Here is a 24,172-nt window from a genome sequence, read left to right on the forward strand (position 1 = left end):
CGTGCTGTTAATATCCCGGTCTTTTATTCAGCTTCAGGATCAGATTGATGAAAGTCGCCATCATTTCCGGCTCGGTGTACGGCACGGCTGAAGAAGTTGCCCGCCACGCCGCCAGTATTTTGAAAAACGCCGGTTTCGAAACCTTGCACAACCCCCGGGCAAGCCTTGCCGAACTTCAGGCTTTCGCTCCCGAGGCCTTGCTGGCGGTGACCTCGACCACCGGCATGGGCGAGCTGCCGGACAACCTGCAACCCCTGTACTCGATGATTCGCGACCAGTTGCCCGCCGCCTGGCGAGGCTTGCCGGGGGCCGTGATCGGCCTGGGCGACGCGAGCTACGGCGATACCTTTTGCGGCGGTGGCGAACTGATGCGGGAGTTGTTCGGTGAGCTGGGTGTTCGCGAAGTCCTGCCGATGCTGCGCCTGGATGCCAGTGAAAGCGTGACCCCGGAAACGGATGCCGAGCCTTGGCTGGCGGAACTGGTCGACGCTCTGCGAGGCTGATCGACACGCGGGTGCAACCGGCAGCCAGGTCATGGATCCCGACTCTTTGAGTCACTGACTCGCTCGGCCATCAAGCTGGCTGCCAATGCAACTACGCGAACCCCGGAGGGTGACTAGACTCGGTAGTCATTGGAAACACTCCATAATAAAAACCGAGGTTCCTTGCCGTGAGCGTAGCCCCCGTCCAGTCCTCCTCCAGTGTCAAAGACCAGGTCAGCGCTGCCGAGTGGCAGACCCGCGTCGACCTGGCTGCCTGCTACCGCCTGGTCGCCCAGCATGGCTGGGATGATCTGATATTCACCCACATCTCCGCCAAGGTGCCGGGCACCGAAGACTTTCTGATCAACCCCTACGGCTTGATGTTTCACGAAATAACCGCGTCGAGCCTGGTCAAGGTCGATCAGGCCGGCAACAAGTTGATGGAAAGCCCCTACGAGATCAACCCGGCGGGGTACACCATCCATAGTGCGGTGCACGAGGTTCGCCACGATGTGGTGTGTGTGCTGCACACCCATACGGCTTCGGGCGTGGCGGTGTCGGCGCAACGACAAGGCATTTTACCGATCAGCCAGCAGTCGCTGTTTGTCCTGTCGAGCCTGGCGTATCACGCCTACGAAGGTGTTGCGCTCAACCATGAGGAAAAGGCGCGACTGCAAGCCGACCTCGGCGCCAACAATTTCCTGATGCTGCACAACCACGGTCTGCTGACCTGCGGTGGCAGCATCGCCGACACCTTCCTGATGATGTTTATCTTTCAACGCGCCTGCGACATCCAGGTCATGGCGCAGAACGGTGGGGCCGAACTGATTGCCATCGAACCGCAGATTCTGGCGGGTGCCAAGGCGATGATCGCCGGTGTCACCAAAAGTGCTCAAGGAATGGGCGGAGCGCTGGCCTGGCCGGCGCTGCTGCGCAAGCTCGATAAACTGGACCCGGGATACAAAATCTAATGCCACTCGCCGAGATTCCCCTGAGTGTCTGGCGCAAGCGCAGCCAGACTTTCATGTTCCGTGGCCACGCCATCCGTTACTGGACGGCGGGGCAGGGTGAGCCGTTGTTGCTCATCCATGGCTTCCCGAGCGCCAGTTGGGACTGGCATTACCTTTGGCAACCGTTGGCCCAGCGCTATCGGGTGATTGCCTGTGACATGCTCGGCTTCGGCGACTCGGCCAAACCGGTGGATCACGAATACAGCCTGCTGGAGCAGGCCGATCTGCAACAGGAGTTGTTGACGCACCTGAAGGTCGAGCAGCCATTGCACCTGCTTGCCCATGACTACGGCGACAGCGTGGCCCAGGAACTGCTGGCCCGGCATTACGAAGCGCGCATCCACCTCGCCAGTTGCGTGTTCCTCAATGGCGGGCTGTTCCCCGAAACCCATCGCGCGGTGCTGATGCAAAAACTCCTGCTCAGCCCACTGGGGTGGATGATCGGCCGTGCATTCAGCCGCGATGGGCTGGTGAAGAGTTTTCGCCAGATTTTCGGCCCGCAGACTCGTCCCAGCGAGAGCCAGATGGATGATTTCTGGAGCCTGGTCGAAAGCAATCACGGGCCACGGGTCATGCATAAATTGATTGCCTACATCCCCGAGCGGCGAACCCAGCGCGAGCGTTGGGTTGGCGCGATGCAGCGCGGCGAAGTGCCGCTGCGGGTGATCGATGGCGAGGTCGACCCGGTTTCCGGTGCCCACATGGTCGCGCGCTACCGTGAGCTGATACCCAACCCGGACGCGATCCTGCTCAGCGACATCGGCCATTACCCGCAGATCGAAGCGCCGTGCCAGGTACTCAAGCACTACCTGGCCTTCCGCGACCAGTCGATCTCACCGCCGCTCAAGGTGGCTTGTTCGTAGGAACTTGCCGGTGAAGGCGTACTTGAACATTGCGCTGAATTTTCGGACGCTTTCGCTGGCATGCTAGCTCCCACAGGGGGATCGCTTTCACCTGAGATCAGGCCGGCCGGTAGGCCGCCTCGCTTTTGCTTTTGCTTTGCTTTGGATTTTCTTGCCTCCTCACGCCCTGAGCCTTTTCGTCAACGTCAACGCCTGTGGGAGATTGTTGTCTGAGTACATATCCATTGCTGCGGTAACGGCGGCTTATGGTTTCGCCCTTACGGCGACTCACTTTTTCAAACGCCAAAAAGTAAGCAAAAGGCTTTGCCCCACCACTCGGTGCCTCGCCTAGGCTCGGCATGCCCTCACTCCGGCATTGCTCCGTGGGTCGCCGCGATGGGCCATCCATGGCCCAGCGCGGCTAAACCGGCGTCCTGCCGGTTTCCCCACTGCGCAATGCCTGCGTTCGGCCATCGTGGTTAACGGGGCACCCAGATCAAAAACAAAAGCGAGGCGGCCTTAAAGCCGACCTGACTTTTGCAAGTACCCCAATCCCCTGTAGGAGCCAGGCTTGCCGGCGAAGAACGATAACGCGGTACAACAGACACACCGCAGCGCCTGGTTCGCCGGCAAGCCTGGCTCCAAGGAGAACGCGTACAGGTCCCGATCAGGTCGGCTGTCAGGCCGCCTCGCTTTTGCGTTAGATCTTGATCTGGCTTTTGATTTTCTTGCCCCATCGCGGCGGGCCCACGGAGCAGGACCGGAGGGAGGGCATGCCGAGCCTTAGCGAGGCACCGAACGCCAGGGGCAAGAGCCCTTGGTTACTTGGGGCTTTTCCAAGTGACTCGCTGTAAAAGCGAAACCATAAGTGGCCGTTACCGCAGGAATGGATATGCACGCGGTCAACAAGCAACAGGCCGCCTCGTGCTCATCATCCCCCTACCTTATCGCACACCATTCAGCCTCCCCCCTGTTCATTGTGATCCCGTAGCGCCGTGCCTGAAACTCCAAGCCAATGTCCCTGGCCTGCTGGAGTTCCCCATGAATGAGTCTGTGCGTTTCGAAGATAAAGTCGTGATCATCACCGGTGCGGGTGGCGGCCTGGGACGGGCGCACGCACTGCTGTTCGCCAAACAGGGCGCCAAGGTACTGGTCAACGACCTCGGCGGCTCGACCCAGGGCGAAGGCGCCAATGCCTCGGCGGCAGACCGCGTGGTCAACGAAATTCGCGACGCGGGCGGCACCGCCGTGGCCAACCACGACTCGGTCACCGACGGCGACAAGATCGTCCAACACGCCCTCGACGCCTTCGGCCGCGTCGACGTGGTGGTCAACAACGCCGGCATCCTGCGCGACAAGACCTTCCACAAAATGGAAGACGCCGACTGGGATCTGGTTTACCGCGTCCACGTCGAGGGCGCCTACAAAGTCACCCGCGCCGCCTGGCCGCACCTGCGCGAGCAAAACTACGGCCGGGTGATCTTCACCGCGTCCACCTCCGGCATCTACGGCAACTTCGGCCAGTCCAACTACGGCATGGCCAAGCTCGGCCTCTACGGCCTGACCCGCACCCTGGCCATCGAAGGCCGCAAGAACAACATCCTGGTCAACGCCATCGCCCCCACCGGCGGCACCCGCATGACCGAAGGCCTGATCCCGCCGCAAGTGTTCGAACAACTCAAACCGGAACTGGTCAGCCCGCTGGTGGTGTACCTGGCCAGCGAAAACTGCCAGGAAACCTCCGGGCTGTTCGAAGTGGGCGGCGGCTGGATGGGCAAAGTGCGCTGGGAACGCAGCCTCGGCGCCGGGTTCGATCCGCGGGAGGGTTTCTCGCCGGAAGACGTGGCGGCGCATTGGCAGCAGATCTGTGATTTCGAGGGCGCAGCGCATCCGAAGGACAACATTGAAGCGCTGAAAGAGATGATGGGGAATTTGCAGAAGCATTCGATCTGATCAGGCTTCATCGGGCAGGGTCCGCACGGACGCTGCCTTCCTTCCGATTTCCCCCTCCCTTCGCCTAAAAACCATCCCCCATAAAAAAGGCCGCTGCAAACGCAGCGGCCAAAGAAGACGTTGGATCCAGGAGCTACAAATCAACGTCGATGTACACGGGGTGATGACTCGACACGTTCAAATCATCTGAAATCTGTCGCGAACGGCGAAGGCGCAGTGCCTTTCGTTGCGTCGCGCTTTGCGGCGGTTGTCCCGAAAGCGCAGGGCAAGAATAAGTCTTTGCCGGCAAAGGAAAAATAGCGATCGGGGAGATGCACCGTTACCGTTGGCGCAACAGTCCTGCCTGCCAGCAGCCTAGACCATGTTTGCAATTGATGCCGCCACATCCAGTGTGTCTATACCCCGTGCAATCCCCCCGTTCCATGCAGGCATTCATCCTTTGGAGCGACATCACGAATACCTCCTTGGTGCGCTTATCGCTCCCGGCGTGCGGCAGTAGGGTGTGGCCTTCTGTCACTCACCGGGGAAGACGCATGACAAAAACAACAATGCGCGCCATCTTCACACCGCAGGCGTTGGCTGTTGCGGTGGCCTTGGGGTGCTGTGCCCAGGCGCAGGCGCTTTCATTCAACATTGGGGAAATCGAGGGCACGTTCGACTCTTCGCTGTCGGTCGGTGCGAGCTGGGGCATGCGTGATGCCGATGATGCCCTGGTCGGCATCGTCAACGGCGGCAGCGGGCAGGCGTCGACCGGTGACGACGGGCGGCAGAATTTCGGCAAGGGTGAAACCTTCTCGAAGATCTTCAAGGGCATTCACGACCTCGAGCTGAAGTACGGCGACACCGGTGTGTTCGTCCGTGGCAAGTACTGGTACGACTTCGAATTGAAGGACGAAGACCGGCCCTTCAAGCCGATCAGCGATCACAATCGCAAAGAGGGTTCCAAATCGTCCGGTGGGCAAATCCTCGACGCCTTCGTCTATCACAACTACTCCATCGCCGACCTGCCGGGTACGGTGCGCGCCGGCAAGCAGGTGGTCAGTTGGGGCGAAAGTACCTTCATCGGCAACTCGATCAACAGCATCAACCCGGTCGACGTGTCCGCCTTTCGCCGTCCCGGTGCCGAGATCAAGGAGGGCCTGATTCCGGTCAACATGCTGTTCGCCTCCCAGGGCCTGACGGACAAGTTGACGGTGGAAGGCTTCTATCAACTGGAGTGGGACCAGACCGTCGTTGATAACTGCGGCACCTTCTTCGGCGTCGACGTGGTGGCGGATGGTTGTAACAAGGGCTACACCGTGGCCAGCCCGGCGATTGCGCCATTGCAGCCGATTGCCGCCGCCTTCGGCCAGGGTTTCGAGGTCACTAGTGAAGGCGTGGTCGTTCCCCGTGGCGGCGACCGCGATGCCCGCGATTCGGGGCAGTGGGGCACGGCGTTGCGTTGGTTGGGGGACGATACCGAGTACGGTCTGTACTTCATGAACTATCACAGCCGTACGCCGAATGTCGGTACGACAACGGCCGGTCTCGCGACGCTGGCGAGCCTTCCGCGAATCGTCGCCACCGCCAATGCCATCGCCCCCGGCACGGGTTCGGCACTGGCGCAAAGCGTGATGCTCGGTCGCGGCCAGTATTACCTTGAATACCCCGAAGACATTCGCCTGTATGGCGCGAGTTTCTCCACCACCTTGCCCACCGGCACGGCGTGGACCGGCGAGATCAGCTATCGCCCCAACGCGCCGGTGCAGGTCAACACCAACGACCTGACCCTGGCGATGCTCAACCCGATCGCCGGTGGCGCGGCATCGCCGATCGCGACTTCGCCTGGCGCCGACAACACAGGCTACCGTCGCAAGGAAGTGACCCAGGTCCAGAGCACGCTGACGCACTTCGTCGATCAGATCGCGGGCGCGGATCGCCTGACCCTGGTGGGTGAAGCCGCCGTGGTTCACGTCGGCGGCCTGGAGTCACGCAGCAAGTTGCGCTACGGCCGGGACTCGGTGTACGGGCAATACGGTTTCGGTGGTGATACCGATGGTTTCGTGACCTCGACCTCGTGGGGTTATCGCGCCCGCGCCATCCTCGATTACAACAACGTCATCGCCGGGATCAATTTCCGTCCCAACCTGTCGTGGTCCCACGACGTCGCCGGCTACGGCCCCAACGGGCTGTTCAATGAAGGTGCCAAGGCCGTCAGCCTCGGCGTCGATGCCGACTACCGCAACACCTATACCGCAAGCCTCAGTTACACCGACTTCTTCGGGGGTGACTACAACGTGCTCGAAGACCGCGACTTCGTGGCGTTGAGCTTTGGCGTGAACTTCTGACCTGGCTGAAAGAGGATGAATTCGATGCGCAAGATGATTCTGCAATTGGGTGGCGCCCTGGCCTTGAGTCTGCTGGCCGTCAACGTGATGGCGGCGGTATCGGCGGAGGAAGCGAACAAGCTCGGTACCAGCCTCACACCGCTGGGCGCCGAGAAGGCCGGTAACGCCGCTGGGTCGATTCCGCCGTGGACCGGCGGCATTGCAAAAAATGCGGGTGCCGTGGACAGCAAGGGCTTTCTGGCCGATCCGTTCGCCAGTGAAAAACCCTTGTTCATCATCACTGCGGCCACGGTCGACCAGTACAAGGACAAGCTGTCCGATGGCCAGGTCGCGATGTTCAAACGCTACCCCGAGACCTACCGGATCCCGGTCTATCCGAGCCATCGCACAGCGGCGCTGCCACCAGAGGTGTATGAAGCGGCCAAGCGCAGCGCACTGAATGTGACGCCGACCAATGACGGCAACGGCCTGGCCAATTTCACCGGCAATCGCTACTACGCCTTTCCGATTCCGAAGAACGGCGTCGAGGTGATCTGGAATCACATCACCCGTTATCACGGCGGTAACCTGCGTCGCACCATCACCCAGGCAACGCCCCAGTCCAATGGCGATTTCACGGTCATCCGCTTCAAGGACGAAGTGGCGGTGCCGTCGTTGCTGGGTGATCTCAAGGCAGGCAGTGATGAAAACGTCCTCAACTACTTCAAGCAGGAAGTGACCGCGCCGGCCCGTCTGGCGGGCAACGTGCTGCTGGTGCACGAAACCCTCGACCAGGTCCAGGAACCCCGCAAGGCCTGGATCTACAACGCAGGCCAGCGTCGGGTGCGGCGGGCGCCACAAGTGGCCTATGACGGCGTCGGCACCTCCTCCGACGGCTTGCGCACCACCGACAACTTCGACATGTTTTCCGGAGCGCCGGATCGCTATGACTGGAAACTGATCGGCAAGAAGGAAATGTACATCCCCTACAACAGCTACAAGCTTGACTCGCCCGACCTCAAATACACGGACGTGATCAAGGCCGGGCACATCAATCAGGACCTGACCCGTTATGAGCTGCATCGGGTCTGGGAAGTCGTCGCCACGGTCAAGCCCAATGAGCGGCATGTGTATGCCAAGCGTCACATGTACATCGATGAGGACACCTGGCAAGTGGCGCTGGCCGATCACTACGATGGTCGTGGCCAGCTTTGGCGAGTGGCCGAAGGACACGCGCAGTTCTACTACGATCATCAGGTCCCGGCCTACACGGTCGAAGCGCTGTATGACCTGATCGCCGGTCGTTACATCGCCTTGGGGATGAAGAATGAGGAGAAGCGCAGCTTCGAATTCAACATCGCCGCCAAAGCAGGGGACTACACGCCAGCGGCGCTACGGAGTACAGGTGTGAGGTAGGTTTCCTACAGCGGATACACAAAAAGGTGACCTCGTGGTCACCTTTTTTATAGGGCTTGATCAGTGTGTTGAATACTTCTTCAACAAGCGCTCAACAGAGGACTAGGGTGGCGCCACAAAAATAAAAAAGGCGCACCACTATGACTGCCATGACGACGTGTCTGGACCGTCCTGGACTCCTGCCTCGATTGTCTCCCCATCACCTGTATCGCGCGCGCCTGGTCGAGCCGTTGCTGGCCTCGACGGCGCGGGTGAAGTTGCTCTGCGCACCGCCCGGCAGTGGCAAGAGTGCGCTGCTCGCAGAATGCATGCTGAACGCGCCGGCAACCTGTGAGATCCGCTGGCTGCCCTTGGCGGGTGAGGCGATCAGTGTGGGTGGCTTTTGCCAGCGCCTGGCGCAAACGCTGGGACTGAAAACGTCGGATGAGTCCGAATTGTTGGAGTATCTGGCTCGTTTATCGACCGCCACCTGGTTGTTTATCGATGACTATTGCCGTGTCCCTGACCCGGAGCTGGACCTGTTGCTCGACCGGTTGCTGGCCGGCAGCAGCCCGATGATCACCTGGTGGCTGAGTGGGCGGCGGCGTCCGCAATGCAACTGGCCACGGCTGCTGCTCGATGATGAACTGTACGAGAGTGAGTGCGCTGCGCTGGCGTTCAATCAAGGTGAAATCGAAAAGCTGTTGCATCACCTGGAACCGGCCCAGGCCGCGAAAGGTGCCGAGAGGATTTTGCGCCACAGTGGTGGCTGGTGCGCCGGGGTGAGGATTGCGCTGCTGCAAAAATGCGACTGGACGCGGCACGACACCCTCCATGGTCGACCGGATACCCTGCACGACTACCTTGAGCATGAACTCTTCGCCAACCTGACTCCGGAGCTTGCCGAAGCCTGGCGGGTGCTGGCGCTGTTGCCGCGATTCAACGCCCGGCTCAGCGATCACCTGTTCGGTGCGGGCGAGGGCGCACAATACTTGAGTGCATTGCAGGCGCTGGGCTGTTTCATCGAACCCTGGCAAGACTCAACAGACTGGTTGCAGATTTTCGCTCCACTGGCCCTGTTGATGCGCGATGAACAATGGCCGGCCGGACGCTTCTGGCATCGTCGTGCCTGTCAGTGGTTCGTCGCTGAACAGGACTGGAAGGCCGCGTTCGAACAGGCGTTGCTGGCGCAAGAGTTCGAGGTCGCGGTCAGCCTGTTGCAGCATTTCAGTTTCGAGCAGTTGTTCGAAGAGCAGACCGTGGTACTGCTGCTTCGTTTACACGAGCAACGCGGCGAGGAACTGCTGTTCGGTTCGCCGCAACTGGTCGGGCTGATTACCGCAGCCCTCTTGTTTGCCGGGCGCTTCGAGCAGGCGGGCGAATGCATCGAGCAGTTGTCACGCTTCACGCCGCAGCCGTCGGCAACCCTTCAGCGGCAATTGATCGCACGATGGCAGTCTCAACAAGGTTGGTTGCTGCATTTGCAAGGGCGCATGGAGGCGTCACGGGCACACTTTCTCGAGGCGCTGGGCGAACTCGACCCCGAGTGCTGGACTGCCCGGCTGATGTGCCTGTCCGGCTTGACGCAACAGGCTTTGCTGCGGGGCGAACTTGACGTCGCACAGGCGCTTAACCGCGAAGCGCTGTGCCTCGCCCGGGCCCAAGGATCGCTGGTTTTCGAGGGGTTGCTGGAGCTCGATCACGCCCAGTTGCTGGAGCAACGCGGAGCCTCCTGCAGGGCCGATGACCTGCTCGCCAACATGCACGGCCTGCTCTGTCGGCAGCATTCGAATGTCGAACCCTTGTTGGGGCGGATCGCCCTGCGTCGTGGCCGATTGAACTTGAGTCTGGGTCGGGAGCAGCAGGCGGCCCTGCACTTCGAGAGCGGCCTGCAGATCTGCTTGCGCAGCCAGGACAAGCGAGCGCTGTATGGTTTTCTGGGGCTGGCACAACTGGCGGCCAATCGTCTGGATTACGCCCAGGCTTTCGACCGGCTGCGCGACGCCGAACGCTTGATGCAACAACGGTGGATACCCGAGACGGTCTATCGCGGTGTTTTGCTGCACACCAGTATCCATTTCTGGCTGCAACAAAGGCGACCGGAACTGGCTCACCAGGCCCTGACACGGGTGCTGCGTCACTATCACGGCCCCGCTGCACGACAGGCCCCACCGGCAACGCTGGAGATGATCGACGGCCTGGAGTATCTGCTGGTCTTGACCGAGGTTTACCTGGGGCAGACGCAAACACCTCTGGAGCGGCTTGAAGCCCAACTGCAACGGGCCTGCCGGCGAGGGATGACGGCACTGCAAGCGCAATTGCATCTTGCCTTGGCTGAGGTGGCCTGGCTTCAGGGTGACCTGGACGTAGCCAGGGAGTCATTGGCGCAAGGACTGGCACTGGTTGAGCGGTGCAACCTGCAACAAGCCGTGCGCGATTTGCAGTTGCGCCAGCCGCAGCTACTGCAAGCCATTGGCCTGACCGAGTCGCGCGATGATCACCAGGTGCCGGGCGCAGCCCAGAACCGCTTGAGCCAGCGTGAGATACAGGTGCTGCAGTTAGTGGCGCAGGGCAATTCTAATCAACAAATTGCCGATCTGTTGTTCATTTCCTTGCATACGGTCAAGACCCACGCGCGACGTATCAACGGGAAGTTGGGGGTGGAGCGCAGAACGCAAGCCGTGGCCAAGGCGAAAGTCTTGGGTATTGTTACTTGATGTGCGAATTGTAAGGCGTTTTGTTTGTTCATGAATGCACACAAGTTTTGGGGTGTACTTCTATGGCTGTAGTGCTTATATGTTTGGAGTCGCCCCGATAGTTTCAGTTTTTCAGTTTTGGTTTTTTTACAAGTTGAAACGGGGATTTACAGTAATGACCAGCATAATAATATATGCAAAAAGGACAGTGCATGGAAATTAATGGATTAACCAATGAGCCCGCGTATAAACTTCAAGAAGAAGTTTTACGCCCTTCCAGGCAAGCACCCCAGCTGCCGGATTGGCTGCAACGTGCAAGTGAGGAAGATCGCCAGTACTACTTTGATGCCGAGCAGTCCCTGACCGAAAGCGAACAGGCGCTGGATGCACTGCTTGGAGAAGTAAAATCCCTCAAGGCGTTTGCCAGATTTCAAGCGCGGGAGGTTGTTCGAATCCTCTGCGGTGAGGTTGTTGACCCGGACCAGATTTTCGTCAGCGCTCACTACACATTCTTCGTCGGCAAGCAAAAGGTTGTGCAAAGCAATCGCTTGACGCTTCCCGAATTCATGCTCAACGATTTGTACGGCTCCACCACCCTTCCATTGGAGGTCAAACTGGAAGGGCAAGCGTTGCCGTCCGGCGTGACCGCAGAGGATCTTCTGGAGGTGATGGTCGACGCGAGCATGCGCAAATTCTATGCGGAACAATTCGAAAAGAAATACACGGCCGAAGCGGTGCTTCAAGCGCAACAGATTCTGTTGAGCAGTCGTATACGACTGAGTTCATTCAGCGCGAAGCTACAAAGGCATATCAGCGACGAGAGCCTGCAGATCGTCGCTATCGCCGCGCAAGGTGATGGGCGTTGTTCCATGGGAGCGCTCTCGTTCGGTGATGCGAAAGGCGCTTTCGAGGGGATGATTGTCTGTTGCGGGTCGCAGGGCGAAGAAGGCCTTTGTGTGCTTTATGCACCGCAGGCGCCGGGTGGCAGGAGCTGGTATGAATTTGCGAGCTTCAAACAATTGAATTTCCATCTGGCCGAATGGACCGCTCAACCCGAAGGGCGCAGTTACCTGAGCCGCCAGGCGCTGGCCAGTGAACGCGCCAGCTTCGACGCGTACATGAGACGTCTCCAGGACTTGCCAAGTCAGTGGTGTGGTATCCAGCGCAGCCCTTGGCCAAACAGCGCAGAGGGTGCATTGCGCCAGGGGGTTATGCTGCATGTCGATTGGTTGCGGGGGGAAATGCAAGCGGTTGTTCCTGCCGGCTATCGTTCGGCCACAGCCACCCAGCGACAATGTTTCGCCCGGCTGAACATCGAGCTCAAAGGTTTGACCCGACTTGCAAGCCGCGAGGCAGCGCTGATCAGTTACGAGGATTTCGCCACCAAGCTGATCAAGGAGCGCGCAGAGGAGGTCCTGGCGCAACACGGCGAAACAGTCGACATAGATCCTGACCTGATTGTGGTGAGGCTTGGTGATTCCAACGAGATGACCTTGTCCCGGATGATCATCGATGAACATCACATTACCGAAGAGAGTGGTCCGGCTCATAACCCCGGAATTTACCCGTCCATTCGTCTATCACCCGGTCATCCACCCGTATCCAGCCTGCTGATCAAGTATTTGCCTGGCTGGTCTAAAACTTTGCGCCCAGGTGAGCAGTACCTCGCCATGCTGAAGGCTGATTACCTGGATCAGAACGCACCGGGTTATGCCTTGAAGCGCGACGTCTACGCGGATCTGCGGCGCAATGAAATGCATCGTTCAGCGCTGGAAGCGCTGTTCAATGGTCATCTTGAACGCAAGCAATTTGAGCAGATCGAAGGGCTGATTGATCAGTCACACGAAGTAGAACCTGACCCAATCGAGCATGTTGAAGACCCCGAGTCCCCTCAACGCGAGGGCCTCTACAGGTTTTATCTGCAAGATTGCCAGGTCGACGGTCTTTATGTTTTCCGCCTCATGCACAATGGCGTCGCGGATGATCTGCTGTATACCCCCTCTGCACCGGATTGCAGATCGTTCAGGCCCTTGGCCGAGTTTGCCAGATCGGTGAAAACGGCAGGGCTTGGCAGTTATTACAGCAAGCGAGCCAAGTTGACGCAGCAGAAAGTCGTCAGTGCATACCTCGAGAAAGTGAAGCTGCGCAGCATCGAGGACATCCCTCATTTGCAACTCGATAGTCGAGTCCGGGATTTCTCCCGTTGCTACACCGATGCAATGGCTCAGATCATTGACGACGTTGATGCCAAGACGACCAGTCTCGCGGAGATTGTCGGCAAGCTGATCTACGACACCGCAGTCGCGGCGGTCACCATTGTCAGTATCCCTTTTGCACCCATCGGGCTCGCGTTAAGTGCTGTCGTGATGACGAAGGCAGTGTTTGAGGGGGCGAAGGCGTTTCAGGAAGGGAACTACGAGAAGCTGTTCACAAGTTACCTCGATTGCATGATGGAGTTGGCCACGATGCGCATTGGCAAGTTAGGTTTTTCCATGGTGCAGAAGGCCATTGCCAAACAGATCGGCAATGTTAATACCTGCATGGGTGTCATCTCTGCGTGCACCGGCAAAACGGTGGACCTGGCCGTTGTCAGCCAACTGATGAAGGAGTCGCTCGCCGAGCCTGAATCCAGCGAGCAAACGATTTTGATGTAATCCGGCTAACCGATGACGGTGGGCGGTTCATACCCCATCCGCCAACTCACGGCCCGCGTCGCTGCCAGCAAACGCTGCGCCGCCGGGCCGTTTTCGTCGGCATGAAACAACGAGGCCGGGCCGACAATGGTGACGACTGCCACCACGTGCCCGACGGCGTTGAACACCGGTGCCGACAATGCATCGACACCCGGCATCAACAAACCATGAACATGATGCAAGCCGCGGCTGCGGATCTGCCCACATAGCGTTTCATAGACCTGGTCATCGCCGAGGGGATGAGCGCTGGCCGACAGCAGTTCCTGTTCACGCAACTCTACGGTTTCACGCTTGGGCAGGTACGCGCCGAATACCAGGCCCGTGGAGGAACTGAGCAATGGCAACACCGACCCCAACTGCGTCACCACCGTCACTGCCCGCACCGCCGGTTCGATATGCACCACGGTCGCGCCCTGGTTGCCCCACACCGCCACAAAACAGGTTTCGTTCAAGTCGTCGCGCAACTCGGCCAACGGCAGGGCGGCGACTTTCAGCACGTCCATACTGTTGAGTGCCGCCAATCCGACGCGCAAGGCTTCGCGGCCCAGGCCGTAATGGTTGGTTGCCGCATTCTGTTCGGCAAAGCCACTGGCGATCAGCGCCTGCAAGTAGCGGTGAACCTTGCTCGCCGGCATTTGCACGTGCTCGGCCAGGCGCGAGAGCGAAGTCGAGGGCGACAACTCGGCCAAGGCCTTGAGGATGTCGGTACCCACCTCGGCCGAGCGGACTTTCTGTTTACCGTTGCTGTCAGGCTTTTCCATGGAGGCGTTGTGATCCCGGGACGAATGGGCGTCTTTATAGCTTGACGGTCAACGCCAATCAAATTACGTTATGCGTAATTGGATTACGATAAAAATAACCCCGGCGTGCCATGACCTCTGCAACAGAGCGACCGGCCACTGTCGACTCTCTGTTCAGGAGGCTCCATGAACTCCGATTCAACGACGCCAGCACTGGCCTATCAGTCAGGCTTCGGCAACGAATTCAGCAGTGAGGCATTGCCTGGCGCACTGCCCGTCGGCCAGAACTCCCCGCAAAAAGCCCCTTACGGCCTCTACACCGAATTGTTCTCCGGCACCGCGTTCACCATGGCGCGCAGCGAAGCGCGGCGGACGTGGATGTACCGGATTCAGCCTTCGGCCAATCACCCGGCATTCGTCAAGCTCGATCGGCAACTGGCCGGCGGCCCCTTGGGCGAAGTGACACCCAATCGCCTGCGCTGGAACGCGCTGGACATTCCCGCCGAGCCAACCGATTTCATCGACGGCCTGGTGAGCATGGCGGCCAACTCCGGCGCGGATAAACCGTCGGGCATCAGCATCTACCAGTACCGCGCCAACCGTTCCATGGAGCGCGTATTCTTCAATGCCGACGGCGAAATGCTGCTGGTGCCGCAACAGGGCCGCCTGCGCATTGCCACCGAGCTGGGCGTGCTGGAAGTGCAGCCGCTGGAAATTGCGGTATTGCCTCGCGGGTTGAAATGGCGCATCGAACTGCTTGACCCACAAGCGCGCGGTTACATTGCCGAGAACCACGGTGCACCATTGCGCCTGCCGGATCTGGGGCCGATCGGCAGCAACGGCCTGGCTAATCCACGTGATTTCCTGACCCCGGTGGCTTGTTACGAAAATCTTCAACAACCCACGACCCTGGTGCAGAAGTTCCTCGGCCAGTTGTGGGCTTGCGAGCTCGATCACTCACCGTTGAACGTGGTCGCCTGGCACGGTAACAACGTGCCGTACAAATATGACCTGCGCCGTTTCAACACCATCGGCTCGGTCAGCTTCGACCATCCGGACCCGTCGATCTTCACGGTGCTGACCTCGCCGACCAGCGTCCACGGCCTGGCCAACCTCGACTTCGTGATCTTTCCGCCACGCTGGATGGTGGCCGAGAACACCTTCCGGCCACCGTGGTTCCACCGTAACTTGATGAACGAATTCATGGGGCTGATCCAGGGCGAGTACGATGCCAAGGCCGAAGGTTTTGTGCCCGGCGGCGCGTCGCTGCACAGCTGCATGAGCGCTCACGGGCCAGACGGCGAGACCTGCACCAAGGCGATCAACGCCGACCTGAAACCGTCGAAAATCGACAACACCATGGCCTTCATGTTCGAGACCAGCCAGGTGCTGCGCCCGAGCCAGTTCGCCCTCGATTGCCCGCAACTGCAAGACAACTACGATGCTTGCTGGGCCACTTTTCCCGCCACTTTCGACCCGACCCGGAGATAACCCATGACGCAAACTTCCATTACTCGCAGCTGGGTTGCCTCGGCCAACGGTCATGCGGACTTCCCTCTGCAAAACCTGCCGCTGGGCGTGTTCAGCGTGAAGGGGGCGGCGCCGCGCAGTGGTGTGGCCATCGGCGAGCATATCTTCGATCTGGAAGCGGCACTCGATGCCGGCCTGTTCGACGGCACTGCAAAAGCCGCGGTCGAAGCCACCCGTGGCGGTCAGTTGAATGCCTTCTTCGAGTTGGGCCGCGAGGCTCGCGTAGCCTTGCGTGAACGCTTGATCGAGCTGCTCAAGGACGGCAGCACCCTGCACGGCAAGATTGAGGCCCAGGGCGCAAAACTGCTGCCCCTGGCTTCCGATTGTGAGATGCATCTGCCAGCGAAGATCAACGACTACACCGACTTTTACGTCGGCATCGAGCACGCACAGAACGTCGGCAAACTGTTCCGCCCGGACAACCCGTTGCTGCCTAACTACAAGTACGTACCGATCGGTTATCACGGTCGCGCCTCGACCATCCGCCCGTCGGGCACCGACGTGCGCCGTCCGAAAGGCCAGACGCTGCCGGCCGGTCAGACCGAGCCGACGTTCGGGCCCTGTGCACGCCTGGACTACGAATTGGAACTGGGCATCTGGATCGGCCAGGGCAACGACATGGGCGACTCCATCGCCATTGGGGACGCGGCTGACCACATCGCCGGTTTCTGCTTGCTCAATGACTGGTCGGCGCGTGATATCCAGGCTTGGGAATACCAGCCGTTGGGTCCATTCCTGTCGAAGAGTTTCATCACTAGTATTTCCCCGTGGGTCGTGACCGCTGAAGCGCTGGAACCGTTCCGCCTCGCCCAGCCTGCACGTCCGGAAGGCGATCCGCAGCCGCTGCCGTACCTGTTCGATAAACGCGATCAAGCTGCTGGTGCGTTCGACATCGAGCTGGAAGTGCTGCTGCTCACCGAAGCCATGCGCGAGCAGAACCTGCCGGCCCATCGCTTGGCCCTGAGCAACTCGAAACACATGTATTGGACCGTGGCGCAGCTGGTTGCGCATCACAGCGTTAATGGCTGCCAGTTGCAGGCTGGCGACCTTTTCGGTTCGGGCACCTTGTCGGGGCCGCAAAACGACCAGTTCGGCAGCCTCCTGGAAATCACCGAGGGCGGTAAAAAGCCGATCGAACTGGCCTCGGGCGAAGTGCGTAAATTTCTCGAAGACGGCGACGAAATCATCTTGCGTGGTCGTTGCAGCCGCGAAGGGTTTGCGTCCATCGGTTTCGGTGAATGCCGCGGCAAAGTGTTGCCGGCTCGCTAAGGGGATCGGTTCATGGAACTCTATACCTACTACCGCTCGACATCGTCGTATCGGGTACGGATTGCGCTGGCGTTGAAGGGCCTGGATTACCAGGCGCTGCCAGTCAATCTGATCGCACCAGCGGGTGGCGAGCATCGCCAGCCAGCGTACCTGGGCATCAATCCGCAAGGCCGCGTGCCGGCGTTGCGCACCGATGAAGGCGAGCTGCTGATTCAGTCACCGGCGATCATCGAGTACCTGGAGGAGCGTTATCCACAGGTGCCGCTGCTGTCGAAGGATCTCGTTGCCCGCGCCCGTGAACGTGGCGTGGCGGCGCTGATCGGCTGCGATGTGCATCCGCTGCACAATGTCAGCGTGCTCAATCGGCTGCGCCAGTTGGGGCACGATGAACCGCAGGTTGTCGAGTGGATCGGGCACTGGATCAACCAGGGCCTCTCGACCGTGGAGCAGTTGATTGGCGAGGAGGGTTACTGTTTTGGTTCGCAGCCCGGGTTGGCGGATGTGTACCTGATTCCACAGCTGTACGCCGCCGAGCGCTTCAACATTTCCCTTGAGGCTTATCCGCGAATCCGCCGGGTAGCGGCGCTGGTGGCCAGCCATCCGGCGTTCATCAAGGCGCATCCGGCTAACCAGCCAGACACGCCGTAACACATCACGCGTAACCCTGTAGGAGCGAGCCTGCTCGCGATGGACGTTAACGAAAACGCGTACATCCAGATGCCACTCGTTATGGTTGACGACCATCGCGAGCAGGCTCGCTCCCACAAGGGATGGTTAATGAACGATGGAGTTGGGCGGCAAATGCCCCAGTCGCTCGGTCAGGCGAATCCGCTGGATCGGATCGTCGCTGAGCAGCAGCGCATGTTCCAGGTCGAAGCGCTCGGCATTCGGGCAGTCCAGGCGTTGGTAGAGGCTGGCCCGGGCCAGGTAGTCGGAGGCGCTGGCGTCACCCAGTTCCAGCACGCGTTCGGCGTCGATCAACGCGCCAATGTAATCGTCGTGGGAAAGATGCAGCTGGCGCAGGTTGCGTGACAGTCGTTGGAGCATTTGTGCGGGTGTGGCGGTGACCAGGTGCTCAGCGTTGAGTTGCATGTTCGGGCCGTACTGGCGGTGCAGCAGTTCCCGGCAATCGTTGGGATACAGGCGCCGGCCGCCGCAGGGGTCGAGCAGATGATCGGCGCCAGGCACCCGCAGCAGGAAATGCCCTGGGAAGTTGACGCCGACCATTGGAATCTCAAGGCCTCTGGCCAGTTCCAGGGCTATCAGCCCCAAGGCCAACGGTTGCCCGCGGCGACGCTCCAGGACTTTATCGAGCAATGCCACTTGTGGTCGCAAGGGGGCGAAATCATCCTGGGCGAACCCCAACTCGACCATGCGCCTGAGCAACGGTTGCGCCAACTCGCTCACGGGCAGCATGGGCAAGCCGCCACTGATCCGCAGCTGCAGCTCTTTGAAGTGCGCCAACACAGCCTCGGGGTTAACCTGATTGTCATGTTCGACGGCAATCCATAGCGCCGCCTCGAACAGCGCAGGCGGTGATCGTTGCAGGCAGGCGAAAAACGATTGGCGCGGCGTCATGGAAATCTCCGGGCTATGCCTCGTTTTAGACCGGTCTTTGCCATTCGTCCAGTACCGTACAGGCCCAGTTTCGGTTATTTCCTAAAGCGTGCATGGCGCCTTTGCTTATGCCGGTGCGCTTCTGCAATTTTTGTGCGCAAGCCTATACTGGCGACTACAAGAAGTGATTCGGGAGCCTTACGATGTTCGCTCTCATGCAAAGCACTCGCCTTGAATCGCTACATCTTAGCGTCGACCCGGCCACCGGGTTGAAGGCGGTGATTGCCATTCATAACAGCCGTTTGGGGCCTGCTCTGGGCGGTTGCCGTTATCTTGCCTATCCCAGCGACGAGTCTGCAGTCGAGGATGCGGTGCGCCTTGCCCAAGGCATGAGTTACAAGGCGGCCTTGGCCGGCCTGGCCCAGGGCGGCGGCGTGGCGGTGATCATTCGCCCCGTTCACGTGGCCGATCGCGCTGCGCTGTTCGAAGCGTTCGGGCGCTGCATCAATCAGCTCGACGGGCGCTACATCACCGCCATCGACAGTGGCACCTCGGTGGCGGACATGGATTGTATCGCCCAGCAGACCCAGCACGTCACCAGCACCACGTCGGCGGGCGACCCCGCGCCTCATGCGGCGATGGGCGTGTTTACCGGCATCCGCGCAACAGCCATGGCCCGCTTGGGCAGCGATAACCTCGAAGGCCTGCGTGTCGCCATCCAGGGCCTGGGCAACGTCGGTTTTGCCCTGGCAGAACAGTTGCACGCCGCCGGGGCCGAATTGCTGGTCAGCGACATCGACCATGGCAAGGTCCAACTGGCGATGGAACAACTCGGCGCGCACCCGATTGCCAACGATGCATTGCTCAGCACGCCTTGCGACATTCTTGCTCCTTGCGGTCTGGGCGGGGTGCTGAACAGCCACAGCGTGACCCAACTACGCTGCTCGGCAGTGGCCGGTTCGGCGAACAACCAACTGACCCATCTGGACGTCGCCGATCAACTGGAGCGGCGGGGCATCCTGTATGCGCCGGATTATGTGATCAACGCCGGCGGATTGATCTATGTTTCGCTCAAGCATCGCGGCGAAGAGCTGGGCACCATCACCGCGCACCTGTCGAAAATTAGCTCGCGACTCACCGAAGTCTTCGCCCACGCCCAGGCGGAAAAACGCTCACCGGCCCGAGTGGCGGACGAGTTGGCGGAGAAAGTGCTGTACCGATAGAAAGGTCTTTCGATTTTTACGAATGAAAAAGGCCGTGAGTCCATTGGACTCACGGCCTGTTCAATTCATACGTCGCTTACTTGGCTGTTTTCGCAGCCTTGGCTGGCTTGGCCGGGGCAACGGGCGCAGCAACGCTAGTCTCTTCAACAGCAACAGGTGCTTCAACAGGCGCAGCCGCTGCCATCGGCTGCGCAACGTCTGCTGGCGCTGTGAGCAGTTCGGACAACGCATCCGGCTGGCTCTTGAACGCCTTGGCGAACACGTCGCGGTTCTTCGCCATGTAGATCCCGACTTCTTCCACTTGCTGTTCGGTCAGGGACGGAACGGCTTTTTGCAACACGTCAGCCAGCAACTCGGCCAGTTCGAGCATTTTGTCATGACGGTCAGCTTCGGCTTTATCCATGAACAAGCGCTCCAGATCTCGGCTGCTGCGGTATACCACTTCGACGGCCATTCACCACCTCACATGCCTTCAAATTTGTTTGTCTGATTCGACTACTGTATCTATATACAGCAAAGGATAAGCGAATCCTCAGGGTTTGGGTAGTGGCTTTTTAATGTAGGCCGGTTTCGGGATTTGTCAGGCCTCGGGTGTTGGTGGCTTGGTAAAGGTAGCTGCGACCAAACGCCACGGAGCAGAACCCGGGGCGGCTCGCCATCATGGTAGTGGCCTTGTTTCTGCATGCAGAACAATCGTCACGTCCAACCTGCATTATCCGGTCGAGCCGACCTAAGGAAGCATCATCGTGAAAATCAACTGGGCCGAAAAGCTGCGGCAGAACGTGCATGAACTGGCCGAGTCACTGGGCAACCTGTTCGTCGAAACCTTCCACTACCTGGCGCTGTTCGCCATTGGAGCGGTGACCGCGTGGGCCGCGGTGATGGAGTTTCTCGGGATGCTCGAGCAGGGGCATATCAAAATCGACGACATCCTGCTGCTGTTCATCTATCTGGAACTGGGTGCGATGGTCGGGATTTATTTCAAGACCAATCACATGCCGGTGCGTTTCCTGATCTACGTGGCGATCACGGCACTCACGCGGCTGCTGATTTCCAACGTGTCCCATCACAATCCACCGGACCTGGGAATTATTTACCTGTGCGGCGGGATCCTGCTGCTGGCGTTTGCGATCCTGGTGGTGCGTTACGCCTCCTCGCAATTTCCCTCGGTGAAGATCGAGCATCCGCACCGGAAGACCGGTGCGGGCTCGGGTGAACATCCAGAGGTGGAAAAGGGCGAGCTTTAAAGCCTGATGGCCGGGCGCGGCCGGTTTTTCACAGTCGGTGGCGGCAGGCTATGCGTGCCGCCATCGGTCATGGCCTCGAGGATGGCCACCGCGCTGTGGCCCTGTTCGATGGCAATGCCGAACTGAATGCTCTGCACCAGGCGTTTGAGGCGTTGCGGGTCGTTGCGTTGCTCGGCGCTGATCATGCGCTTTGCGACTACTCGACCATTGTTGGACAGGGTCAGCATGATGCTGCCATCAAGACCCTGAATGCTCAGGTTGATCTGATAGTCCGCTGCAAAAGCATCGGTAATGAGCTGAAAAGGGTTGTCCATGATGCGTCACCGCTTGATTGAACGTGCAGTTGTTGACCGGCCGTGATCGGGTTGGTTCGCAACACCGGACCATTGGCCATGTTCTCGTCAATATCGCCATCATTGTTCCAAGCGGGATGTAGCAAGGGACATGCCGGAAAAATTGTCAGACAATAAACCCGTATAAAAACAAGGCGGGCACCGTGGCCCGCCTTGTTTTTACCTGCCCGTTTCAGGGCACTGACCGTCCGCGTGCCACCAAACCGGTCAGCATTCCACCCAGCTCACCGCCAGGCCACCCCGTGATGTCTCTTTGTATTTGTCGTGCATGTCGGCACCGGTATCACGCATGGTGCGGATCACCCGATCCAGGGAGATGAAGTGTTTGCCGTCGCCGCGCAGGGCCATCTGCGTGGCGTTGATCGCCTTGACGGCAGCAATCGCATTGCGTTCGATGCACGGCACTTGCACCAGCCCGCCGACCGGGTCGCAGGTGAGGCCGAGGTTGTGTTCAAGGCCGATCTCGGCGGCGTTTTCCAGTTGCTCCGGCGTGGCGCCGAGCACGTCTGCCAGGCCGGCGGCGGCCATGGCGCAGGCAGAGCCGACCTCGCCCTGACAGCCGACTTCGGCGCCGGAGATCGAGGCGTTTTTCTTGCACAGGATGCCGACGGCGGCTGCGCCCAGGAAGAACGCCACGACGTCGTCGTCCGACGCGTCGGGGTTGAATTTCATGTAGTAGTGCAGCACCGCTGGAATGATCCCTGCTGCGCCATTGGTTGGCGCCGTCACCATGCGACCGCCGGCGGCGTTTTCTTCGTTCACGGCGAGGGCGTACAGGTTCACCCACTCCATGGCCGACAGGGTTGAAGTGATGACGTTTGGCTTGCCGATTTCCAACAGGCTGCGGTGCAATTTCGCCGCACGTCGCGGTACATTCAGGCCGCCAGGCAGGATGCCTTCGTGCTCCAGACCCTGCTCGACGCACTCGCGCATCACCGACCAGATATGCAGCAAGCCCTGGCGTATTTCCTCGTCACTGCGCCAGGCCCGTTCGTTGGCCATCATCAACTCGCTAACACGCAGACCGTGCTGATTGCAGAGCTTGAGCAGTTCGGCGGCGCTGGAAAAGTCGTAGGGCAACTCCACGTCACGGGTGGGTGAAATTCCGGACTCGGCTTCTGCCGCCTCGATGATGAAACCACCACCGACCGAGTAGTAGGTCTGCTCGAACATCTCGCCGGTTTCGCCGAAGGCTGTCAGGGACATGGCGTTGGGGTGGTAGGGCAAACTCTCGTCGAGCAGCAGGAGATCGCGTGACCAGTTGAAGGCAATGCTCGCCTGGCCTGCCAGCAACAACTCGCCGGTTTCACGCAAGGCATGGATCCGGCTGTCGATGGTGGAGGGATCGATACGGTCCGGCCATTCGCCCATCAGCCCCATCACGCAGGCCCGGTCGGTGGCGTGACCGACACCGGTGGCCGACAGGGAGCCGTACAAGCGGATTTCCACTCGCCGTACGTCAGTCACTGAACCCTGGTCCACCAGCGCCTGGGCAAAGGTCGCGGCAGCACGCATGGGGCCGACGGTATGGGAGCTGGACGGACCGATGCCGACTTTGAAGAGATCGAAAACACTGATAGCCATGCTAAAGCCTATTCCTGCAATGGAAGATGAATCGCTGCCATTTTTGTAGGACAAGCGCAATTTCAGCGATACTGCCTCTCTCAGTCCTACGTGACCAACGAAACTTCCTAAGACAGCCTTTAGCAGGACTAAACGATGAGCCGTCAACTACACGCCCAGACTTACGTCTGGCTGCAGGTGTTTTCCTGTGCCGCGCGGCACTTGTCGTTCACCCGTTGCGCCGAAGAACTGCACATTACGCCGGGGGCGGTCAGCCAGCAGATTCGGCAACTGGAAGAGCGCCTGGGGTTTCGCCTGTTTCACCGGCGTGCCCGGGGTGTGGAGCTGAGCGCCGAGGGCCAGCGACTGGCCATCACGGTCAACGAGGCCTACGGCAGCATCGACGCGGAATTGCGCCGGTTGGACGCAGGCATGATCAGCGGCACGCTGCGCGTGCGCTCGATTCCGTCGTTTCTGAGCAAGTGGCTGACGCCGCGCCTGCCGCGCTTGCAGCAGCGCTTCCCGGACATCCAGCTGCGCCTGGTCGCCGAAGACAGCAGCGTGCCGTTGCACGAAGGCGATTTCGACCTGGCCATCGATCTGAATGACGGCAGCTACCCAGGCTTGTTATCCACAGCCTTGCTCGATGAGCAGATTTTCCCGGTGTGTGCCCCAGGCCTGTTGCGCGGTCGTCCGCCGTTGCATGGTCCGGCGGACCTGCTGCATTTTCCGTTGCTGCATGACATCACTGCCTGGCGCGGCAGTTACGAATACGCGGAATGGGAGTTCTATCTCGATGCCATCGGCTTCGAAGGTGCTGACGTGCGGCGCGGGCATACCTTCAACCGCAATCACTTGACCATCGAGGCGGCCATCGCCGGGATGGGCGTGGCGATCGCACGGCGTACGCTGCTCAATGACGAGCTGGAGCGGGGCGCATTGATCGTACCGTTCGGCCTGGCGGTGCCCAATCACAAGCGCTACATGGTGCTCTACGCGCCGGGGGCGTTGAGCCATCCAGGCGTGCGTGCGGTGCATGACTGGCTGGTGGAGGAAGCGGGGATCTTTCGCGGCTTGCACCCGCTGGGGGAGGGGCAAATGTGAGCAATTATTACGTAAGAGCCAGGCTACCCAACTCCCGACCTTAACAGCGCTTTTGCCGGTTGTCCGGCTTTTTTTGCGATTAGATATTTATCTTTTTTTAGGGGTTGAATTGTTCATCGTACAGACCGATTGTGTAAGTAAGAGGTCACGGTGATGACGCCCAAGGGCTTAGCTGACCGGCCTCTCGCGAGCTAGCTGAAATAAGGGAT

At 59.8% G+C, this 24,172-nt stretch carries 19 protein-coding genes and 1 pseudogene; 14 read left to right on the forward strand and 6 right to left on the reverse strand.

From position 1 onward, the window contains the following. The first annotated feature begins 47 nt into the window (after nucleotides 1–47). The 3 genes from OH720_RS04170 (at nucleotide 48) to OH720_RS04180 (ending at nucleotide 2,355) form a co-directional block, all read left to right on the forward strand. Entirely contained in the window at nucleotides 48–503 is a 456-nt protein-coding gene (locus OH720_RS04170) for a flavodoxin (RefSeq protein ID WP_272604663.1), read from the forward strand. 167 nt (nucleotides 504–670) lie between these two features. Further along, on the forward strand, nucleotides 671–1,453 hold the full coding sequence (locus OH720_RS04175) for a class II aldolase/adducin family protein (RefSeq protein ID WP_272604664.1): 783 nt from the start codon (nucleotides 671–673) through the stop codon (nucleotides 1,451–1,453). Then, nucleotides 1,453–2,355: an alpha/beta fold hydrolase gene (locus OH720_RS04180; RefSeq protein WP_272604665.1), complete on the forward strand. Its 903-nt coding sequence runs from the start codon at nucleotides 1,453–1,455 to the stop codon at nucleotides 2,353–2,355. Before OH720_RS04175 ends, OH720_RS04180 begins: the two co-directional genes overlap by 1 nt. Nucleotides 2,356–2,452: 97 nt before the next feature. On the opposite strand, the gene OH720_RS04185 is transcribed toward OH720_RS04180, so the two are convergent. Next, entirely contained in the window at nucleotides 2,453–2,695 is a 243-nt protein-coding gene (locus OH720_RS04185; protein WP_272604666.1) for a hypothetical protein, read from the reverse strand. A gap of 680 nt (nucleotides 2,696–3,375) precedes the next feature. Here OH720_RS04185 and OH720_RS04190 point away from each other — a divergent pair. From OH720_RS04190 to OH720_RS04210, 5 genes are all read left to right on the forward strand, one after another. Then, the gene (locus OH720_RS04190; protein WP_272604667.1) at nucleotides 3,376–4,287 is read left to right on the forward strand and encodes an SDR family oxidoreductase; all 912 of its coding nucleotides are present in this window, start codon (nucleotides 3,376–3,378) and stop codon (nucleotides 4,285–4,287) included. Nucleotides 4,288–4,820: 533 nt separating this feature from the next. Then, the gene (locus OH720_RS04195; RefSeq protein WP_272604668.1) at nucleotides 4,821–6,614 is read left to right on the forward strand and encodes a DUF1302 domain-containing protein; all 1,794 of its coding nucleotides are present in this window, start codon (nucleotides 4,821–4,823) and stop codon (nucleotides 6,612–6,614) included. 24 nt (nucleotides 6,615–6,638) lie between these two features. After that, entirely contained in the window at nucleotides 6,639–8,009 is a 1,371-nt protein-coding gene (locus tag OH720_RS04200; protein ID WP_272604669.1) for a DUF1329 domain-containing protein, read from the forward strand. Between the two features lie 140 nt (nucleotides 8,010–8,149). Then, nucleotides 8,150–10,705 carry a LuxR C-terminal-related transcriptional regulator gene (locus OH720_RS04205; protein ID WP_272604670.1) on the forward strand — a complete coding sequence of 852 codons (2,556 nt, stop codon included), beginning with the start codon at nucleotides 8,150–8,152 and terminating at the stop codon, nucleotides 10,703–10,705. A 191-nt stretch (nucleotides 10,706–10,896) separates the two neighbouring features. Next, nucleotides 10,897–13,338 carry a dermonecrotic toxin domain-containing protein gene (locus OH720_RS04210; RefSeq protein ID WP_272604671.1) on the forward strand — a complete coding sequence of 814 codons (2,442 nt, stop codon included), beginning with the start codon at nucleotides 10,897–10,899 and terminating at the stop codon, nucleotides 13,336–13,338. Between the two features lie 5 nt (nucleotides 13,339–13,343). On the opposite strand, the gene OH720_RS04215 is transcribed toward OH720_RS04210, so the two are convergent. After that, nucleotides 13,344–14,138, reverse strand: a complete 795-nt coding sequence (locus OH720_RS04215; protein WP_272604672.1) for an IclR family transcriptional regulator — start codon at nucleotides 14,136–14,138, stop codon at nucleotides 13,344–13,346. A gap of 165 nt (nucleotides 14,139–14,303) precedes the next feature. Here OH720_RS04215 and hmgA point away from each other — a divergent pair, with 165 nt between their 5' ends. Genes hmgA through maiA form a run of 3 tightly spaced genes read left to right on the forward strand, consistent with a single transcriptional unit; the run spans nucleotide 14,304 to nucleotide 17,564 of the window. Next, nucleotides 14,304–15,608: a homogentisate 1,2-dioxygenase gene (hmgA, locus tag OH720_RS04220; RefSeq protein WP_272604673.1), complete on the forward strand. Its 1,305-nt coding sequence runs from the start codon at nucleotides 14,304–14,306 to the stop codon at nucleotides 15,606–15,608. Between the two features lie 3 nt (nucleotides 15,609–15,611). Further along, nucleotides 15,612–16,916 (forward strand): fumarylacetoacetase, encoded by a 1,305-nt coding sequence (gene fahA, locus OH720_RS04225; protein WP_272604674.1) that lies wholly within the window; start codon nucleotides 15,612–15,614, stop codon nucleotides 16,914–16,916. 12 nt (nucleotides 16,917–16,928) lie between these two features. Then, the gene (gene maiA, locus OH720_RS04230; RefSeq protein ID WP_272604675.1) at nucleotides 16,929–17,564 is read left to right on the forward strand and encodes a maleylacetoacetate isomerase; all 636 of its coding nucleotides are present in this window, start codon (nucleotides 16,929–16,931) and stop codon (nucleotides 17,562–17,564) included. 126 nt (nucleotides 17,565–17,690) lie between these two features. Here maiA and OH720_RS04235 read toward each other — a convergent pair whose 3' ends face one another. Further along, nucleotides 17,691–18,494 (reverse strand): SirB1 family protein, encoded by an 804-nt coding sequence (locus OH720_RS04235; RefSeq protein ID WP_272604676.1) that lies wholly within the window; start codon nucleotides 18,492–18,494, stop codon nucleotides 17,691–17,693. Between the two features lie 182 nt (nucleotides 18,495–18,676). Here OH720_RS04235 and OH720_RS04240 point away from each other — a divergent pair, with 182 nt between their 5' ends. After that, nucleotides 18,677–19,696: a Glu/Leu/Phe/Val dehydrogenase family protein gene (locus OH720_RS04240; protein ID WP_272604677.1), complete on the forward strand. Its 1,020-nt coding sequence runs from the start codon at nucleotides 18,677–18,679 to the stop codon at nucleotides 19,694–19,696. Between the two features lie 214 nt (nucleotides 19,697–19,910). Here the strand turns inward: OH720_RS04240 and OH720_RS04245 are convergent. After that, nucleotides 19,911–20,150, reverse strand: a pseudogene (locus tag OH720_RS04245) (YebG family protein); the annotation flags it as partial. A 292-nt stretch (nucleotides 20,151–20,442) separates the two neighbouring features. Here OH720_RS04245 and OH720_RS04250 point away from each other — a divergent pair. Next, the gene (locus tag OH720_RS04250) at nucleotides 20,443–20,943 is read left to right on the forward strand and encodes a phosphate-starvation-inducible protein PsiE (protein ID WP_008054441.1); all 501 of its coding nucleotides are present in this window, start codon (nucleotides 20,443–20,445) and stop codon (nucleotides 20,941–20,943) included. Here OH720_RS04250 and OH720_RS04255 read toward each other — a convergent pair. After that, nucleotides 20,940–21,257, reverse strand: coding sequence for a DUF3509 domain-containing protein (locus OH720_RS04255; RefSeq protein WP_272604678.1), 318 nt, complete (start codon nucleotides 21,255–21,257; stop codon nucleotides 20,940–20,942). The genes OH720_RS04250 and OH720_RS04255 overlap by 4 nt on opposite strands. Before the next feature lie 246 nt (nucleotides 21,258–21,503). Next, a complete protein-coding gene (locus OH720_RS04260) occupies nucleotides 21,504–22,880 on the reverse strand; it encodes an L-serine ammonia-lyase (RefSeq protein ID WP_272604679.1) in 1,377 nt (458 codons plus the stop codon). A gap of 135 nt (nucleotides 22,881–23,015) precedes the next feature. Between OH720_RS04260 and OH720_RS04265 the strand changes: the two genes are divergently transcribed. Continuing rightward, nucleotides 23,016–23,963, forward strand: a complete 948-nt coding sequence (locus tag OH720_RS04265) for a LysR substrate-binding domain-containing protein (RefSeq protein WP_008054444.1) — start codon at nucleotides 23,016–23,018, stop codon at nucleotides 23,961–23,963. Nucleotides 23,964–24,172 lie beyond the last annotated feature (209 nt).

Origin of the sequence: Pseudomonas sp. WJP1 (genome assembly GCF_028471945.1) — a bacterium.
Lineage (GTDB): Bacteria > Pseudomonadota > Gammaproteobacteria > Pseudomonadales > Pseudomonadaceae > Aquipseudomonas.

Excerpts from the sequence above, each read along its gene's own strand:
- OH720_RS04210 (WP_272604671.1), top strand. The coding sequence starts at position 10,897 with ATGGAAATTAATGGATTAACCAATGAGCCCGCGTATAAACTTCAAGAA.
- OH720_RS04200 (WP_272604669.1), top strand. The coding sequence starts at position 6,639 with ATGCGCAAGATGATTCTGCAATTGGGTGGCGCCCTGGCCTTGAGTCTG.
- OH720_RS04180 (WP_272604665.1), top strand. The coding sequence starts at position 1,453 with ATGCCACTCGCCGAGATTCCCCTGAGTGTCTGGCGCAAGCGCAGCCAG.
- OH720_RS04205 (WP_272604670.1), top strand. The coding sequence starts at position 8,150 with ATGACTGCCATGACGACGTGTCTGGACCGTCCTGGACTCCTGCCTCGA.
- hmgA (WP_272604673.1), top strand. The coding sequence starts at position 14,304 with ATGAACTCCGATTCAACGACGCCAGCACTGGCCTATCAGTCAGGCTTC.
- OH720_RS04170 (WP_272604663.1), top strand. The coding sequence starts at position 48 with ATGAAAGTCGCCATCATTTCCGGCTCGGTGTACGGCACGGCTGAAGAA.
- OH720_RS04185 (WP_272604666.1), bottom strand. The coding sequence starts at position 2,695 with ATGCCGAGCCTAGGCGAGGCACCGAGTGGTGGGGCAAAGCCTTTTGCT.
- OH720_RS04215 (WP_272604672.1), bottom strand. The coding sequence starts at position 14,138 with ATGGAAAAGCCTGACAGCAACGGTAAACAGAAAGTCCGCTCGGCCGAG.
- OH720_RS04260 (WP_272604679.1), bottom strand. The coding sequence starts at position 22,880 with ATGGCTATCAGTGTTTTCGATCTCTTCAAAGTCGGCATCGGTCCGTCC.
- OH720_RS04190 (WP_272604667.1), top strand. The coding sequence starts at position 3,376 with ATGAATGAGTCTGTGCGTTTCGAAGATAAAGTCGTGATCATCACCGGT.
- maiA (WP_272604675.1), top strand. The coding sequence starts at position 16,929 with ATGGAACTCTATACCTACTACCGCTCGACATCGTCGTATCGGGTACGG.
- OH720_RS04240 (WP_272604677.1), top strand. The coding sequence starts at position 18,677 with ATGTTCGCTCTCATGCAAAGCACTCGCCTTGAATCGCTACATCTTAGC.
- OH720_RS04235 (WP_272604676.1), bottom strand. The coding sequence starts at position 18,494 with ATGACGCCGCGCCAATCGTTTTTCGCCTGCCTGCAACGATCACCGCCT.
- OH720_RS04255 (WP_272604678.1), bottom strand. The coding sequence starts at position 21,257 with ATGGACAACCCTTTTCAGCTCATTACCGATGCTTTTGCAGCGGACTAT.
- OH720_RS04265 (WP_008054444.1), top strand. The coding sequence starts at position 23,016 with ATGAGCCGTCAACTACACGCCCAGACTTACGTCTGGCTGCAGGTGTTT.
- OH720_RS04195 (WP_272604668.1), top strand. The coding sequence starts at position 4,821 with ATGACAAAAACAACAATGCGCGCCATCTTCACACCGCAGGCGTTGGCT.
- fahA (WP_272604674.1), top strand. The coding sequence starts at position 15,612 with ATGACGCAAACTTCCATTACTCGCAGCTGGGTTGCCTCGGCCAACGGT.